General features: G+C 70.6%; 13 protein-coding genes. 6 read left to right on the top strand and 7 right to left on the bottom strand.

The window, feature by feature from the left end; genetic code table 11:
* Window positions 1-6 precede the first annotated feature (6 nt).
* Together ABEA46_RS12355 and ABEA46_RS12360 are read right to left on the bottom strand one after the other, a co-directional pair.
* Window positions 7-186: a PspC domain-containing protein gene (locus ABEA46_RS12355; RefSeq protein ID WP_345544856.1), complete on the bottom strand. Its 180-nt coding sequence runs from the start codon at window positions 184-186 to the stop codon at window positions 7-9.
* A gap of 114 nt (window positions 187-300) precedes the next feature.
* Window positions 301-1,956 (bottom strand): ABC-F family ATP-binding cassette domain-containing protein, encoded by a 1,656-nt coding sequence (locus tag ABEA46_RS12360; protein WP_345544857.1) that lies wholly within the window; start codon window positions 1,954-1,956, stop codon window positions 301-303.
* 408 nt (window positions 1,957-2,364) lie between these two features.
* Between ABEA46_RS12360 and ABEA46_RS12365 the strand changes: the two genes are divergently transcribed.
* A complete protein-coding gene (locus ABEA46_RS12365) occupies window positions 2,365-6,138 on the top strand; it encodes a rhamnogalacturonan lyase family protein (RefSeq protein WP_345544858.1) in 3,774 nt (1,257 codons plus the stop codon).
* A gap of 90 nt (window positions 6,139-6,228) precedes the next feature.
* Window positions 6,229-6,477, top strand: a complete 249-nt coding sequence (locus ABEA46_RS12370; protein ID WP_345544859.1) for a hypothetical protein — start codon at window positions 6,229-6,231, stop codon at window positions 6,475-6,477.
* Here ABEA46_RS12370 and ABEA46_RS12375 read toward each other — a convergent pair.
* On the bottom strand, window positions 6,474-7,145 hold the full coding sequence (locus tag ABEA46_RS12375) for an alpha/beta hydrolase (RefSeq protein WP_345544860.1): 672 nt from the start codon (window positions 7,143-7,145) through the stop codon (window positions 6,474-6,476). The genes ABEA46_RS12370 and ABEA46_RS12375 overlap by 4 nt on opposite strands.
* A gap of 74 nt (window positions 7,146-7,219) precedes the next feature.
* Here ABEA46_RS12375 and ABEA46_RS12380 point away from each other — a divergent pair, with 74 nt between their 5' ends.
* From ABEA46_RS12380 to ABEA46_RS12390, 3 genes are all read left to right on the top strand, one after another.
* Complete coding sequence (locus ABEA46_RS12380) at window positions 7,220-7,807, top strand: NUDIX hydrolase family protein (RefSeq protein ID WP_345544861.1); 588 nt, start codon at window positions 7,220-7,222, stop codon at window positions 7,805-7,807.
* 54 nt (window positions 7,808-7,861) lie between these two features.
* Window positions 7,862-9,775 (top strand): M3 family metallopeptidase, encoded by a 1,914-nt coding sequence (locus ABEA46_RS12385; protein ID WP_345544862.1) that lies wholly within the window; start codon window positions 7,862-7,864, stop codon window positions 9,773-9,775.
* 240 nt (window positions 9,776-10,015) lie between these two features.
* Window positions 10,016-11,623, top strand: coding sequence for a coiled-coil domain-containing protein (locus tag ABEA46_RS12390; protein ID WP_345544863.1), 1,608 nt, complete (start codon window positions 10,016-10,018; stop codon window positions 11,621-11,623).
* Between the two features lie 184 nt (window positions 11,624-11,807).
* On the opposite strand, the gene ABEA46_RS12395 is transcribed toward ABEA46_RS12390, so the two are convergent.
* The 3 genes from ABEA46_RS12395 to ABEA46_RS12405 are packed head-to-tail and all read right to left on the bottom strand — an operon-like array spanning window position 11,808 to window position 15,014.
* On the bottom strand, window positions 11,808-12,878 hold the full coding sequence (locus ABEA46_RS12395) for a threonine aldolase family protein (RefSeq protein ID WP_345544864.1): 1,071 nt from the start codon (window positions 12,876-12,878) through the stop codon (window positions 11,808-11,810).
* Between the two features lie 11 nt (window positions 12,879-12,889).
* Window positions 12,890-13,594: an SDR family NAD(P)-dependent oxidoreductase gene (locus ABEA46_RS12400; protein ID WP_345544865.1), complete on the bottom strand. Its 705-nt coding sequence runs from the start codon at window positions 13,592-13,594 to the stop codon at window positions 12,890-12,892.
* Entirely contained in the window at window positions 13,581-15,014 is a 1,434-nt protein-coding gene (locus ABEA46_RS12405; protein ID WP_345544866.1) for a DUF6421 family protein, read from the bottom strand. Before ABEA46_RS12405 ends, ABEA46_RS12400 begins: the two co-directional genes overlap by 14 nt.
* Window positions 15,015-15,085: 71 nt before the next feature.
* Between ABEA46_RS12405 and ABEA46_RS12410 the strand changes: the two genes are divergently transcribed.
* A complete protein-coding gene (locus tag ABEA46_RS12410; RefSeq protein ID WP_345544867.1) occupies window positions 15,086-15,532 on the top strand; it encodes an Lrp/AsnC family transcriptional regulator in 447 nt (148 codons plus the stop codon).
* A gap of 84 nt (window positions 15,533-15,616) precedes the next feature.
* Here the strand turns inward: ABEA46_RS12410 and ABEA46_RS12415 are convergent, their stop codons facing one another.
* Window positions 15,617-17,134, bottom strand: a complete 1,518-nt coding sequence (locus tag ABEA46_RS12415) for a CoA-acylating methylmalonate-semialdehyde dehydrogenase (protein ID WP_345544868.1) — start codon at window positions 17,132-17,134, stop codon at window positions 15,617-15,619.
* Window positions 17,135-17,172: the final 38 nt, after the last annotated feature.

The raw sequence follows: 17,172 nt of genomic DNA on the forward strand, positions 1-17,172 counted from the left end.
GGCTCTCTACTCGTTCGGGATCAGGATCCACAGGATGATGTAGGCCCACAGCGACAGGCCGAAGAAGATCACGGCGATCACCGTGAGGATGCGCACCAGCGTCACGTTCCAGCCGAACCGGTTCGCGACGGCGGCGCAGACGCCGGCGATCAGGCGTCCCTGGCGGGGTCTCATGAGTGCGTTCATGTCTTCATCCTGCCGCCCCAGGCGCCGTCGGCGCAGGGGGGAGAACCCCCGGAATCCTGCGGCGGCAGGCCGCGGCATCCACGTCGTGAGGACAGCGGATGCCGCGGCCCGGGCTCACCGCTCGGTCAGCTGCCCTTCGCGATCGAGCTCGAGCGTCAAGCTGACGCCGATGCGCTCGAGGAACGCGTCGTCGTGGCTGACGACGAGCACCGCGCCGCGATAGGCGCCGATGGCGTCGACGAGCTGGTCGACAGTGTCGAGGTCCAGGTTGTTCGTCGGCTCGTCGAACACGAGCAGCTGCGGCGCCGGATCGGCCAGCATGAGCCGCGCGAGGGCCACGCGGAACCGCTCGCCGCCCGAGAGGGTCGCCACCGGGCGCTCCACTGCTGCTCCTCGGATGAGGAACCGGGCGAGCCGGTTGCGCAGCTCGACGATCCCGACCTGCGGCGCCGCTGCAGCGACGTTGTCGAGCACCGAGGCGGCCTCGTCCAGCCCGTCCACCCGCTGCGGCAGGTAGCCGACGCGGTCGGTGTGAAGCGTGCCGTGCGCAGAATTCAGGAAGAACTCGCCGTCGACGCGCCCCGAGGACCCGTCGTCCGGCGTGTCTCCTGAATCCTCGACGACAGCCCCGAGCAGACGCTCCAGCAGGGTCGTCTTGCCCGCGCCGTTCGGGCCGATCAACGCGACCCGCTCGGGACCCTGGACGATCCAGGACCGCGAGCCGTCGCCGAGCGTGGCGATGCGGCGCCCCGCCGGGACACCGGGGTCCGGCAGGTCGATCTTCATCGACGCGTCGTCGCGGACCCGGCGGCCGGCGGCATCCAGCGCTTCGCGGGCGGATGCCTCACGATCGGCCTTCTCGCCGCGCAGCTTGCCCGCCGAGACCTCGGCGGCCATGCGACGGCCGTTGGCGATGATCTTCGGCACGCGCTTCTCCACGAACGCCTTGTCACCCATGGCCTTGCGGCGTGAGATCGTCGTCTCGGCCTCGATGCGCTGGCGCTTCTCACGCTTGAGCGACTGCTTCGCGGCGCGTTCGGCGTCACGGGCGGCATCCTGTTCGGCATCCAGCCAGGCACGCCATTGCGAGTACGGGCCGCCGAAGACCGACAGCTCGTTGGCATACAGCTCGGCGGTGTCGTCCATGAGCTCCAGCAGCGCGGTGTCGTGGCTGACCACGACGAGCGCTCCGCGCCATGAGCGCACCATGTCGTGCAGTCGCCCACGGGCCTCGCGGTCGAGGTTGTTCGTGGGCTCGTCGAGCAGAGCGATGGGCGCGCCGCGCAGACGGATGCCGGCGATCGCGGTCAGCACGGCCTCGCCGCCCGACAGCTGCCCGACGCTGCGGTCGAGCATGTCGGGTGCGAGCCCGGCCTCGGCGAGCGCCGCGTGGGCGCGCGCCTCGACATCCCAATCGGAGCCGACGGTGTCGAAGTGACGTGGGTCGACGTCGCCGGACTCGATGGCGCGCAGCGCGCGCAGCGTGTCGCCCACCCCGAGCAGATCGGCCACGGGCCGGTCGATGTCGAGGGTCAGCCGCTGGGGGAGGTAGGCGGCATCCGCTGTCCGGGTGAGGTGCCCGGACGACGACGTGAGGTCGCCGGCGATGAGCCGCAGCAGGGTGGACTTGCCGGAGCCGTTGCGTCCGACCAGGCCCGTGCGGCCGGTGCCGAACGAGCCCGAGACGTCCGAGAGCGCGACGGTGCCGTCGGCCCAGGTGAAGGAGACGCGATCGAGGACGATCGCGGGGGTGAGGGTGTGTGCAGGCATGAGGCCTCCTGAGTCAGTCGAGCGCTGACACCGGGGCGGCTGTAGACCTCGAGCGTCCGGGCATGCCGGAGCGAGAGAGAAGCGGCCGATCGACGGGCCAGCGCGAAATGGTCAAGCGCTGGTGCGTCGAGGAACGACGGATCAGCGCGATCAGCGCGCGGTCACGTCGAAGTTCTTCAATGGATTTCCTCACCGAGGGAACAAGGCCGTCCGCCACCATAGCGGACGGTTCTGGATGCCGCCAGTGAACCGCCGCGACGATGTCACATGTCGGCGTCCCCTTGACGATGCACCGCCGGGACGAGCAGGATTGTATCGATTCAAGTCGGGAAGCGTTTTCCCGTTCTCCGACTTCGGATCATCGAGCCCCCACCGACGTCGTCGTCGAAACAGATCGAAGGAGATCCCGTGCGTTCCCGATCGCCCCATTCCCCCTGGCGTCGCCGCGTCGCCGCACTCACCGGTGGCGCGCTCGTCGTCGGCGTCCTCGCCACCGCAGCGCCCGCCGTGGCCGCCGAGGGCCCTGTCGATCTGTCGTTCGACTTCGGCGGACCCGCCACACCCGTCGTCGACGGCTGGATCGGCATCAACCCCGGCAGCGCGTACTCGGCCACGACCGGCTATGGCTTCACGACGGCGCCGGCGTCCAACGGGTTCCGCGACCGTGGCGGCGACAACGTCGTCGCCCGTGACTTCACGATCGGCAACACACAGGCGTTCGCCGTCGATGTGCCCGACGGCACCTATGAGGTGACCACGTGGGCGGGCGATCTCATCGCCAGCAACAACACCGTGTGGGACGTCGAGGGCACCGCGTACGCGGGGCCGCGCACCACGACCGGCGTCATCGACGAGCACTACTTCCCGGCGGTCACGGTCGCCGACGGTCAGCTCAACGTCCGCGTCACCGGCGGCGACGGGCGCATCAACGGCATCCGCGTGCAGTCGCAGCTCGCCGCTCCGACGGGGCTGGCTGTCACTGGTGTGGACGCGACCGGCGACCTGTCGGTCTCGCTCGCCTGGAACGCCGTCGACGCCGCGACCGGCTACGTCGTGTACCGCGCGGCGCCGGGCGGCGAGCTCGCCGAGATCGGTCGTACGACCGGCGGCTCCGCGTTCACCGATACGGGCGTCGCGCTCGGCGAATCCTACGAGTACGCCGTCGCCACGGTCAAGGATGCCCGCACGTCGCGGCAGGGGGACCGCGTCGCGGCCGCCGTCGTCGACGAGTCGGTCGCCAAGCCCGCCACGCCGAGCGGCATCGCCACCGAGGCCATCGAGCGGAACACGCTCACCCTGGCGTGGAGCGACGCCGGTGACGCCGACCAGTACAAGGTCTACCGCTCGACGCGCGCCGACCTGCCGTTCCAGCTGGTCGCCACGGTCGACGAGCCGAGCTACACCGACGGCGACGTGCTCACCACGCGCCCGTACCTGTACAAGCTCGTGGCGCTGAATGCCGGCGGCTCCTCGGCAGAGTCCGAGGTGTACAGCACGGCGGTCGCGACCACGCTCGTCCGTCAGGTCGAGTACCTCGACCGCGCACCGGTGGCCGTGAAGGTGGACCAGGGCGTCTACCTCGGCTGGCGCCTGCTGGGCCTGGACGACCGCGATCTCGGCTTCCAGGTGTACCGCGACGGTGTGCGCATCACCGACCAGCCGATCACCGGCTCGACCAACTTCGTCGACGCCGACGGCACCGCCGACTCGACGTACTTCGTGACCGCCCTCACCGGCGACCGCGAGGTCACGGTCACCGACGAGTTCGGCGTGCAGCCCGACCAGTTCTTCGACATCCCGCTCGACAAGCCGGCACCGGTCACGCTGCCCGACGGGCAGACTGTGACGTACGCCCCCGGCGACGCGAGCGTCGGCGACCTCGACGGCGACGGGCAGTACGAGGTCGTCTTCCTGTGGGCGCCCTCGATCTCGAAGGACAACTCGCAGTCCGGCTACACCGGTCGCGTCTACATGGACGCGGTCAAGCTCGACGGCACCCGCCTGTGGCGCATGGACCTCGGCGCGAACATCCGCGCCGGCGCGCACTACACGCAGTTCATCGTTTTCGACCTCGACGGCGACGGCCGAGCAGAGGTGTCGTTCAAGACCGCGGACGGCACGACCGACGGCACCGGCAAGGTCATCGGCGACGCGAACGCCGACTACCGCAACTCGTCGGGCTACATCCTGAGCGGACCCGAGTACCTGAGCGTCTTCGACGGACGCACCGGCGGCGTCATCGACACCGTCTCGTACGACCCGCCGCGCGGCAGTGTGAGCGCGTGGGGCGACGCCTACGGCAACCGGGTCGACCGGTTCCTGGCCGGCGTGGGGTACTTCGAAGGCGAGCACCCGAGCCTCGTGTTCAGCCGTGGCTACTACACCCGCACCGTCATCACGACGTGGGACCTGAAGGGCGGCAAGCTCGTCGAGCGCTGGAAGTTCGACTCCGACGTCGCCGGCAAGCAGTACGAGGGCCAGGGCAACCACCAGCTCGTCACCGCCGACGTCGACCGCGACGGCCTCGACGAGATCGTGTTCGGGTCGATGACGATCGACGACGACGGCACGGTGCTCTACAACACGCGCCTCGGTCACGGCGACGCGCTGCACGTCGGCGACTTCGTCACCGACCGCCCCGGCCTGGAGGTCTTCGCGGTCCACGAGGACGTCTCGGGCAACGGCGGCATCGGTGCGACGATGCGGGATGCCGAGACCGGCGAGGTCATCTGGAAGACCGCGGCCACGACCGACACCGGCCGCGGTGCGGCGGGTGACATCGACCCGACGAGCCCGGGCGCCGAGGCGTGGAACATCGGCAGCAACGTGTGGAACTCGCCGACGGGCTCGCTGAAGTCCGAGCACGGCGACCTGCTGTCGACCGACATCCCGGCGGCCAACTTCGTCATCAACTGGGACGGCGAGCTCGGACAGGAGATCTTCGACCACGATTACTCCGACGCCACGGCGACGGGTGTGCCGACGATCTCGAAGTGGAACCCCGCCACCAAGCAGGAGGAGCTGCTCGAGCGACTCGACGGCACGCTGACCAACAACACGACGAAGGGCAACCCGTCGCTGCAGGCCGACATCCTCGGCGACTGGCGCGAGGAGCTCATCGTGCGCACCGACGCCGGTGACGCCCTGCGTGTGTTCACGACGACCGACGTGACCGAGGAGCGCATCCCGACGCTGATGCACGACTCGCAGTACCGCCAGTCGATCGCGTCGCAGAACAGCGCGTACAACCAGCCGCCGCACACCAGCTACTACCTGGGCGCCGGGATGGGCGAGGTGCCCCAGGCGAGCATCGCGTACACGGCCGCGCCGGCGGGCGACGAGACGGCGCCGGTCGTCTCGGGGCTGCCGCAGGGCACCGTGGTGGCCGACAAGCCGCTGCAGCTGGCGATCACGGCCGACGACCCCGAGAGCGGCATCCGCTCGCTCGAAGTCACGGTCGCGGGCGAATCCGTGAAGCCCGACGCCGCCGTCGACCTGTCCGGCCTCGCCGGCGACGTCGTGGTGGCCGTCACGGCGACCAGCCACGCGGGCCTGGTGACCGAGGCGTCGTCGACGATCCTCGTCGTCCCGGCCGACTCCGCCACCGCGAAGCCGGGCGCGGGCACCCTCTCGAACACGAGCGGATGGGAGTACGGCCTGCACGACGGCGACTACGACGTCGTGATGAACCTGTGGTGGGGCATCCCGGGCAGCATCTTCCGTCTCTACGAGAACGGGACGCTGATCGCGACGAAGGTGCTCACCGCGACGGGCACGTCGCAGACGACCGGGCTGTCGTTCACCGGCAAGCCGAACGGCACCTACGTCTACACCGGCGAGCTGATCAACGCGAAGGGCACGACCCAGACGTCGTCGACCACCGTGAACGTGACGGCGGCGGCCCCGGGCAAGCCGGTGGTCAGCCACGACGACCACGACGGCGACGGCTCGTTCACCGCGACCGCGAACCTGTGGTGGGGCACCAATGCCACCGGCTACCGGTTCGAGCTCGACGGCGCGGTCGTCGGGAGCGGATCGCTCACGGCGGCGACTCCCAGCGCCCAGAAGGCGTCGGTCGCGCTGGCCGGCGTGCCGGTCGGCACGCACACGCTCGTCGCGGTGTTCACCAACGCCAACGGCGAGACGGCGTCCGCCCCGGTGACCGTCAAGGTCACGAAGTAGGCGCTTCCGGAGGGGCCGGGGCCACGGCCCCTCCGGAATCTCCGTCCCACGGGGGATACGGGGGCCTCCGCCCGTTCGTAGGCTGACGACATGACCGCTCCCACACCGCCCGACGCCCCTCACCCCGCCGCCCGTGCATACGCCATCGGGCTGGCGGGCGGCATCGGCGTCGGCGTCGCCCTCGGCAGCTCGCTGGGGGTCGCGCTGGGCAACGTCGGCGTGGGCATCGCACTCGGGCTCGGCCTCGGCGCCGCGTTCGCCGCCGTGTTCGGGGCGGCCGCTGCGAAGCGCCGCTCCGCCTCAGCGGGTGACGAAGAGCGTCCGGTCGACGGCGACTAGGCCTCGGCGGCTTCTGCGAGGTCGTCGAGGCGCTTGTCGAGGAAGGTGCGCACGTCGGCGAGCTCGGGCTCCGACACACTGTGCGTGAGGCCTGGGTACACGCGTCCGCTGAGGTCGACGCGCTCGGGGAGCCACTGGGTGGTGTGCTCGACGAGGAACCCCGGGATCACGTCGTCGTTCGTCCCGCGTCCCCAGAACACGGGCGGACGCAGCTCGGCGAGCGCGGCATCCCCCGGCAGTGCGCCGGGCGTGACGTAGCCCGACAGATTCACCGCGAACGCGAAGCGCTGCGGCTGCAGCCGCAGCGCCTGCAGCGACACCGCACCGCCTTGCGAGAACCCGAGAAGACCGATGGATGCCGCCCCCGCCGCATGTGCGTCGGCCCAGGCGATCACGGCCTCGGCCGCTCGCGTCACGTGCGACGGGTCGCGTCCGTCGAGGCCGTCGATCGGGTACCACGAGCGGCCGGGGGCCGGCCACGGCGGAACCAGGGGAGCGGCGAGGCTGGCGACCGCGAACTGCTCGGGGAGGTACGCACGCAGGGGATAGAGGTCGTGCTCGTCGGCTCCGTAGCCGTGGAGCAGGAGCAGCAGATGCCGCCCCGCGAGGGCCTCACGATCAGCCGACCACAGGACGGCGTCGGCATCGAGCACGAGCGCTTCCGTCATGCCGACATCCTCCCATCCGCGCGCACACGGCGCTGGGCTCGGCGCGGGAGCGCTCCGCGGGGTATACAGGAGGCATGTCCGTGCGCACTCCTGACCCCGAACCTGCGGGCGACGAGCCGTTCGGCCCGCCCGCCGGCAACATCTCCAACCCCGCCTGGCTGAGCGACATCGAACTCGAAGAGGCCCGCCGTCGGCTGCCGATGCTGTACGTCGAGGGTGTACCGGTGCGCACCGACGGCATGGGGCAGGTGACCTCGGTCGGCCTGCTGCTGCGTGCCTCGCCCCTCGGCGAGATCAGCCGCACGATCGTGTCGGGCCGCGTGCGGTACGGCGAGACGGTGCGCGACGCGCTGTTCCGCCACCTCGAGAACGACCTCGGGCCCATGGCGTTCCCGCTGCTGCCGCCGCAGCCGACGCCGTTCACGGTCGCCGAGTACTTCCCGCTCCCCGGGGTCAGCGCGTACCACGACGACCGGCAGCACGCGGTGTCCCTCGCGTTCGTGGTGCCCGTGACCGGCACCTGCGAGCCCCGCCAGGACGCACTCGAGGTGACGTGGCTGACACCCGAAGAGGCGTCGTCCGACGCCCTCGCGGACGAGATGGAAGGCGGCCGCGGCACGCTCATCCGGCTGGCCCTCGCGAGCGTCGGCGCACTGCGCTGAGCATCCGCCCCGGAATCTTCGCCACTGTCGGGGCGGCCCCCTAGGCTCGCAAGGGTGACCCCCGAACCCCTTCCCTTCCCCGCCGACGCCGACGGGTGGACCGCCTTCGCCACCGAGCGCCCCGCTGCCCGCATTGCGTTCGTCCACGAGGTGGACGGACGCCTGCGCAGCGAGGCCGGCCTCAGCGCCGCGGAGCGACTCGACCTGTGGAACGACGCCGAGATCGCGCTGCGCGAAGCCATGAACGAGGCGTACATCGTCAGCGAGGCGCACCCCGACGCCGATGTGCGCGAGGCCGCCGAGCAGCAGGTGCAGGCCGTCGAATCGCTGTCAGCCGCGCGCCTGCTCGACCGGGAGCTCTGGCGCGGGTTCGCGCATGCCGCAGGGGAGCGCCTCGACGACGACCAGGCGCGGCTGCTCCACCATGTGCTGCGCGACTTCCGCCGCGGGGGAGTGGAACTGTCCGATGCCGACCGTGAGCGGGTGCGGCAGCTCGCGGATCGCGACACCGAGCTCTCGCTGACGTTCTCACGCAACGTCCGCGACGGTCGGCGGCAGATCCGGGTGCCCGTCGCGGGGCTCGCCGGGCTGCCGCAGGACTTCGTCGACGTGCATCCGATCGATGACGAGGGGATGGTCACGCTGTCGACCGACTACCCCGACCTGATGCCCGTGCGCGAGTACGCCACCGACCGTGCGACCCGGGTCGCACTCGTCGGCGCCTACAACGACCTGGCGTGGCCCGAGAACGACGCCGTGCTCGCCGAGATGCTCGACGTGCGTGCCGAACGCGCCCGTCTGCTCGGGTACGCGGACTGGGCCGACTACGAGACCGAGACGCGCATGATCGGCTCGGGTGCGGCGATCGCGGAGTTCCTGGAGCGGCTGGATGCGGCATCCCTCCCCGCCGCCGAGGCGGAGTACCCGGTGCTGCTCGAACGACTGCGCCGCGATGTGCCCGACGCCGACGAGGTGACCATCGCCGACTTCTGGCACATCCTCGGTGCGATCAAGAACGAGCAGTACGACGTCGATGCGCAGCTCGTGCGCTCGTACCTGCCGTTCGACCGCGTCGCGGCCGGCGTGCTCGACGTGACCGGGCGCCTCTTCGACATCGAGTACGTCCCCGTCGATGCGCCCGCCTGGCATCCGGACGTCCGCACCTACGACGTCGTGCGCGACGGCGACCGGCTCGGCCGCATCCACCTCGACCTGCACCCGCGCGAGGGCAAGTTCAGTCATGCCGCGTGCTTCCCCATCGCCCCCGGCGTCACCGGCCGCGTGCTGCCCGAGGCGGCGCTGCTGTGCAACTTCTCGCGCGGCCTGCTCGAGCACGACCAGGTCGTGACGTTCTTCCACGAGTTCGGGCACCTGGTGCACGACATCCTCGGCGGCCGCCACCGGTTCGCGCGCTTCAGCGGCGTGGCGACCGAGTGGGACTTCGTCGAGGCGCCGAGCCAGCTCCTCGAGGAGTGGGCGTGGGATGCCGGCGTCCTGGCCTCGTTCGCGGTCGACGCCGACGGCGAGCCGATCCCGGCCGACCTCGTCGAGCGCATGCGCACGGCCGACGCGTTCGGGCGCGGGCTGGAGGTGCGGCGCCAGCTCGGCCACGCGAACGTGTCGTACCACCTGCACGTCGACCGCCCGGCCGATCTGCAGGCCGAGACCGAGCGTCTCTACTCCGTGACGAGCCCGGTCCAGCCGCTGCGCGGCCTGCATCCGTACGCCGGGTTCGGGCACCTCACCGGATACGGCGCCTGCTACTACACCTACCAGTGGAGCCTGGTGATCGCGCGGGATCTGCTCAGCGGATTCGGCGCCGGACTCATGGATCCCGAGGCGGCGCTGCGGTACCGCACCGAGGTGCTCGAACGCGGCGGAACGCGCGACGCGAACGACCTCGTCGAGGCGTTCCTGGGGCGTCCGTCGACCTTCGACGCGTACCGCGACTGGCTCGCCGGCGACTGACCAGGACGCCCGTTTCGCAGACACAGCGCAGCGGGGTAGTGTTCAGCTACCCGATGCGCAGTCACCCTGCCGACACATCCCCCCGGTGTCGTCGAGGGCGAAGCGGTCTTCGCTTGCTCGTGCGTCGGCGACCTGGTCGCCGACGCACGAGCGGGGTGGAGGCCTGCACCGCCTCCGCCGAACGCTCGCCGACGCCGCGAAACACCTTTACAGCGATCGCGAAAGAAGCGGAGACACACGATGTCCGACAACGCCGTAGGCGCCTCGAGCTCCAGTTCGGAAGACCACACTCCCTTCGACAGCCTGATCGCCGAACAGTCGTCCACCGCCTTCGGCGCGGGCTTCACGACCACCTTCCGCGGGTATGACAAAGAAGAGGTGGATGCCGCGATCGCCGGCCTCGACGCGCGCGTGCGCGCCGCGTCGGACGAGGTCGCGCAGCTCAAGCAGCACCAGCGTCGCGCCGGCGCCGCCGTCGCGCAGAGCCGTGCCAAGGCCGAGCGCCTCGAAGCCGAGCTGCAGGCGGCCGCCGAGCGCCGCGAGGCCGAGATCGACGCCGCGATCTCCGCCCGCCAGGCCGAGATCGACGCGACGATCTCGGCACGGCAGGACGAGATCGACCGGCTGCAGTCCGCACTCGACGAGAGCGAAGCCCGCCACCGCGACGAGCTGAAGCAGGCGGACGACCGCGCTGCCGCCGCCCGCGCCGAAGAGGGCGGTGAGGCCGAGCGTCTCGCCGGCGAGCTCGAGGTGGCCACCACGAAGCTGGGCGACGCCGAGCAGCGCATCCAGGCGCTCACCGACGAGCTCGTCGGCGCGACCACCGAGTCGCCGAACCGCCAGAAGTTCGAAGAGGTGCTGCGCGTCGCCGAGGACCAGGCGAGCCTGCTCATCCGCAACGCCTCGATCCAGGGCGACCGTCTGCTCGAGGCCGCGCGCGAAGAGATCGCCAATCGCCGCACGAGCGCGGTCGCCGAGGCCGAGGGAATCGTCTCGCAGGCCCAGCATGAGGCGCAGCAGGTGCGCCTCAAGATCGACACCGAGTCGACCGCGCACGAGGCACGCATCGAGCGCGAGACGGCGCACGCCGCCGAGAAGGTGTCGCAGGCCGAGCGCGAGGCTGCCGCCATCCGCTCCGAGGCTGAGAAGGGCGCCGCCGTGCTGCGCTCGACAGTCGCCCGCGAGACGGCACGCGACCGCTCCGAGGCCGAAGAGGCGGTGCGCGAGCTGCGTCTGCGCGCACTCGAGTTCGAGGCATCCCTCACCCGACGCCAGGATGATGCGCACCAGGAGTTCCTCGTGCTGCACAACCAGGCCGTCGCCCACGCGGAGCGCATCACGCAGGACGCGAACGAGCAGGTCGCGGCGTCGCTGGACCACGCTCAGCGCGTGTCGGTGAAGGCCGAGGACTTCGAGCGCCTCATGCGCGCGCAGTCGCAGCAGATCGAGGCTGACGCGCAGCTGCGCGCCCGCGAGCACCTCGAGCAGGCGCACCTCAAGGCCGAGCGCATCATGTCGCTCGTGACCACGCACTCCGACTCCGTGCTGCGCGACGCCGAGGACCGCACCCGTCAGCTGCGCTGGCAGCAGCACCAGCTCATGAGCTTCATGGCCGAGGTCAAGGAGCTCATCCGTCCCGAGGGCGTCCTGGCCGCCGTGGCGGCGTCGGGCGGCGTCGCAGACGCTGTCGAGGAGCACGTCGCAGACGCGTCGCCGGTGGATGCCGCCGACGCGGCTGAAGACACGGTCGAGGCCGAAGAGGCCGAGGCCGACGAGGCCGAGGGCGAAGAGGCCGAGGCCGACGAGACCGAGGCCGACGAGGAGCCCGAGGCGGCCGTCAAGGACTGACCCGGCGCGCCCGCGGGCGCCCCACACGCGCGACGCGCCTGACCTTGCATCAAGGTCAGGCGCGTCCTGTCATGCGCGGGCTTGCGCTCCGCTCGGAGATATCGCGTATCTCGGACGGATCCAGCGGATCTCTCCGAGGTACCTGCGATCTCCGAACCGGGCGGCGCGGATGAACCGCGGAGGGTCAGCCCGCGGTCGTCTCGCGGGCGATCGCGGCGAGGAAGGCGTCGATGTCGTTCTCGGACGTGTCGAACGAGCACATCCAGCGCACCTCGTTCTTCGCGGCATCCCAGTCGTAGAAGCGGAACGACGTCCGCAGCCGGTCGGCGACGCCGTCGGGCAGCGTGGCGAACACGCCGTTCGCCTGGGTCGGCTGCGTGAACGCGACGCCCTGGATCGAGCCGCCGGCGAGCCCCTTCTCGATGCCCGAGCGCAGGCGCTGCGCCATGGCGTTGGAGTGCGAGGCGTTGCGCAGCCACAGGTCGCCCTCCAGGAGCGCGAGCAGCTGGGCCGAAACGAAGCGCATCTTGGAGGCGAGCTGCATGTCGAGCTTGCGCAGGAAATTCAGGCCCGTCGACGCCTCGGGGTTGAGCACCACGACGGCCTCGCCGAGCATCGCGCCGTTCTTGGTGCCGCCGAAGCTCAGCACGTCGACGCCGGCGTCGCGCGTGAAGGCGCGGAACGGCACGCCGAGCGACGCCGCCGCGTTCGAGATGCGCGAGCCGTCCATGTGGACGTGCATGCCGAGGCCGTGCGCGTGGTCGGCGATCGTGGTGATCTCATCCGGCGTGTACAGCGTGCCGAGCTCGGTCGACTGCGTGATCGACACGACCAGCGGCTGGGCACGGTGCTCGTCGCCCCAGCCCCATGCCTCGCGGTCGATGAGCTCGGGGGTGAGCTTGCCGTCGTCGGTGGGCACGGTGAGCAGCTTGATGCCGGCGACCCGCTCGGGCGCACCGCCCTCGTCCACGTTGATGTGCGCGGTGCCGGCGGCGACCACGGCGCCCCAGCGGGGGAGCATCGACTGCAGTCCGACGACGTTCGCGCCGGTGCCGTTGAACACGGGGTAGGCCTCGACGCCCTCGCCGAAGTGGCGGGCCATCACCTCCTGCAGGCGCTCGGTGTAGACGTCGTCGCCGTAGGCGACCTGGTGGCCGTCGTTGGCGGCGGCGATCGCCGCGAGCACCTCGGGGTGGATGCCGGAGTAGTTGTCAGAGGCGAAGCCGCGCAGGTTCGGGTCGTGGATCGTGGTCACGAAGGTCCAGCCTAGTTTTCGAGGTCGATGACGGTGTCGTTGACGGATGCGGCATCCGCATCCCACAGGCCGGTGTAGGCGCGGGCGAGCGCGTCCTCGAGGCCGGCGAGCGTCTTGACGCGGAAGACGGTGGATGCCGCCGACAGCGGTCTTCCGGCATCCCGGGCGTCCTTGGCGAAGCCCTGCGCGACCGCGCGCGTCCACGCCTCGGTCGCGGCCTTGACGGCGGCATAGTTGGCGCCGCCGGCGAGCGGACGGGCGACCGCGGTGGATGACACGACGGCCAATCGCGCAGCCTCGGCGGCCCGCAGGTCCGCGTCGAACGCGCGGCTCACGTGGCGCAGGGCGGTGAACGACGACTCCAGGAAGCGGTAGTCGGCGTCGGTCTGCCCGGCGAGCCCCCCGCCGCCGCGCCAGCCGCCCACGAGGTGCAGCACGCCGTCGACGGCGCCCTCGGCGGCGTGCACGCGTTCGGCGAGCCGCGCCACGGCGGCTTCGTCGGTCAGGTCGCACACCTCGGTGTGCACCCCCGGCACCGTGACGCCGAGCGCAGTGAGACGCTCGGCGTCACGGCCGACCGCGACGACGCGCGCGCCTGCCCCACGCAGGACGCGCGCCGCCGCGAGGCCGCTCGCACTCGTCGCCCCCGCGACGAGCACGAGCCGCTCCGCAGCGCCGGAGATCGGCGCTGCCCCGCTGAGATCAGGTGCTGGCACCCGTGATCCCGGCGGTGGACTCGATGACGGGCTTCATCTTCTTGTCGAGTGCTTCGAAGAACATCGACAGCGGGAATTCGTCGTCCATGACCTCATCCGTGTATCCCTTCGGAGCCCCCGCGAGGGTCTCGTCCGGAAGGCCCCGCGCCCAGGCCGACGCCGGGTTGGGCGTGAGCGTTGCGCGCACGAGGTCGTACGCCGCGAGCCAATGGGCGGTCTTGGGCCGGTCGATCGATCGCCAGTACAGCTCGTCGATCGCGTCGCCCAGCGCGACCACCGCGGCCGGAACGTCGTCCCAGTCGAAGGCGAGCGCGGTGTCGGTCCAGTGCAGCACGTCGCGCTGGTGCAGCCACGCGAACAGCAGCTGGCCGCCCAGCCCGTCGTAGTTGCGCACGCGCGAGCCCGTGATCGCGAACCGGAAGATGCGGTCGAAGATCACGGCGTACTGCACGAGGTCGGCGTGCTCGAGGGTCTCGGCCTCGGCGGCATCCAGCTGCTCGCCCGCGTCGACGCGCGCCGTCAGCCGCTTCTGGATCGCGACGCTCTCGCGGAACGCGGTGAGGTCGCAGCGCAGCTCTTCGAGCGAGTACAGGAAGTACGGCATGCGCTGCTTGATCATGAACGGATCGAACGGCAGATCGCCGCGCATGTGCGTGCGGTCGTGGATGATGTCCCACATCACGAACGTCTTCTCGGTGAGCTGCTGGTCGTCGAGCATGCGCGCGGCGGCCTCCGGCAGGTCGAGCTTCGTGATCTCGGCGGCGGCCCGGACGACACGGCGGAAGCGTGCCGCCTCGCGGTCCTGGAAGATCGCGCCCCAGGTGAACGCCGGGATCTCGCGCATCGCGACGGTCTCGGGGAACAGCACGGCGGAGTTCGTGTCGTAGCCGGGCGTGAAGTCGACGAACCGCAGCGACACGAACAGCTTGTTGCCGTAGTCGCCCGCTTCGAGCTGTGCGATGAACTCGGGCCAGATCACCTCGACGAGCACGGCCTCGACGTGGCGATCGGTCGATCCGTTCTGCGTGTACATCGGGAACACGACGAGATGACGGATGCCGTCGACCCGGTGCTGCTGCGGCTGGAAGGCGTTCAGCGAGTCGAGGAAGTCCGGGATGCCGAACCCGGCGTCAGCCCAGCGCTCGAAGTCGCGGGCCGACGCGGCGAGGTAGGCGGCGTCATGCGGGAACGCGGGGGCCAGGGCGCGGATGCCTGCCAGGATCTCGGCGACGTAGGTGTGCGCAACGGCGTGGGCGCCGGCATCCGGGATCGAGCCGTCCTTGATCTGCAGAGGCTGGATCGCGGTCGCGGCGGCCTTGAGGCGCAGCCAGGCGTCGCTCGCCTCGGCGTGCGCGGCGTCCTCGACGACCTCGGGTTCGCCGACGATCGCCTTCGCGGTGTGAAGAGCGGTGCTGGACATGTGAACCTCCGATCCGTCGATGACAGGAAATATTCCGGTGAGAACCGGCTCTGGTTGATATTCTTCCATGTGTGGAAGACGCTGTCGACTTGAGGATCATCGAAGAGGTCTCGCGTGACGGCCGCGCGACGCTCGCGCAGCTGTCCGAGAAGGCGGGGCTCTCGGTCTCTGCCGTCCAGGCGCGCCTGAAGCGTCTCGAGAGCAGCGGCGTGATCTCGGGGTACCGCGCCGTCGTCGACGCCGAGGCCGTAGGCAAGCCGCTGGCTGCCTTCGTCGAGATCACCCCTCTCGACCCCGGCCAGCCCGACAACGCGCCCGAGCTGCTGGAGCACCTCACCGAGATCGAGGCCTGCCACTCGATCGCCGGCGACGCGGCCTACATGCTCCTGGTGCGGGTCGCCTCGCCGCGGCACCTCGAGACCCTGATCCGCGACATCCGCTCTGCCGCCTCGGTGAACACCCGCACGACGGTCGTGCTGCAGACGTTCTACGAGAACCGCCCGCTGCTGCCGGCCTGAACCGGGGCGTCTCGTCTCGCTCCTTCGTCCCTCGCTCAACGACCGATCACCGGTCGTTGAGCGAGCGCAGCGAGACGAAACGTGTCAGTCGTGCTGGGGGAAGCCCAGGTTGATGCCGCCGTGCGACGGGTCGAGCCAGCGCGAGGTCACCGCCTTCTCGGCGGTGAAGAAGTCGAACCCGTGCGGGCCGTACGCCTTCGCATCGCCGAACAGCGAGGCCTTCCAGCCGCCGAACGAGTGGTAGGCCACCGGGACCGGGATCGGCACGTTGATGCCGATCATGCCGACCGTCGCCTCGCGCTGGAAGCGCCGCGCGGCGCCGCCGTCGTTCGTGAAGATCGCTGTGCCGTTGCCGTAGCGGCTGGCGTTGATGATGCCGAGGCCCTCTTCGTAACCCGAGACGCGGACGACCGAGAGCACCGGCCCGAAGATCTCGTCGCCGTAGACCGACGAGGACGTCGGCACGTTGTCGATGAGGGTGGGGCCCAGCCAGAAGCCGTTGGCGTCGCCGTCGACCTCGATCCCGCGGCCGTCGACGACGACCGCCGCACCGTCCGCCGAAGCGACGTCGATGTACGAGGCGACCTTGTCGCGGTGCTGGCCGGTGATGAGCGGCCCCATGTCGGTGCCGCGCCGGCCGTCGCCGACCTTCAGTCCGCCCATGCGCTCGGCGACCTTGGCGACGAACGCGTCGGCGACCGAGTCCACGGCGAGCACGACCGAGATCGCCATGCAGCGCTCGCCCGCCGAGCCGAAGCCGGCGTTGACGGCCGCATCGGCGGCGAGGTCGAGATCGGCGTCGGGCAGCACCAGCATGTGGTTCTTCGCCCCGCCGAGGGCCTGCACGCGCTTGCCCGCGCTCGTGGCCTTCTCGTACACGTACTTGGCGATCGGCGTGGAGCCGACGAACGAGATCGCGCGCACATCGGGGTGGTCCAGGAGCGCGTCCACCGCCTCTTTGTCGCCGTGCACGACGTTGAAGACGCCGTCGGGGAGCCCGGCCTCGGTGAGCAGGCCGGCGAGCCAGTTGGCCGCCGTCGGGTCCTTCTCGGAGGGTTTCAGCACGACCGCGTTGCCGGCGGCGAGGGCGATCGAGAAGAACCACAGCGGCACCATGGCCGGGAAGTTGAAAGGGCTGATGATGCCTACGACGCCCAGCGACTGCCGCAGCGTGTAGACGTCGATGCCGGTCGAGACGTTCTCGGAGTAGGCGCCCTTGGTGAGGTGGCCGACGCCGCACGCGAACTCGACGACCTCCATGCCGCGGGCGATCTCGCCACGGGCGTCCGAGAGCACCTTGCCGTGCTCGGCGGTGAGGATCTCGGCGAGCTCCTCCTTGCGCTCGTTGAGCAGCTCGCGGAACGCGAACAGCACGGACTGGCGCTTCGCGATCGACGCGTCGCGCCACTGCGCCCACGCGGCCGAGGCGGCATCCACGACAGCGCCGACGTCCTCCGTCGTCGCGAATCGCACGTGCTTCTGCACGGTGCCCAGGGCGGGATCGAACACCTGCCCGGAGCGAACGGATGCCCCGGCCCACGGCGCGCCGTTCACCCAGTGATCCAGGACCGCGGTCTCGGTGCGGTCGATGGTGTCGGTCATTCGTGTTCCTCCTTCGGAACCGCCCTCGTGAGGCGGAA

This window comes from Microbacterium jejuense (assembly GCF_039544225.1).
Lineage (GTDB): Bacteria > Actinomycetota > Actinomycetes > Actinomycetales > Microbacteriaceae > Microbacterium > Microbacterium jejuense.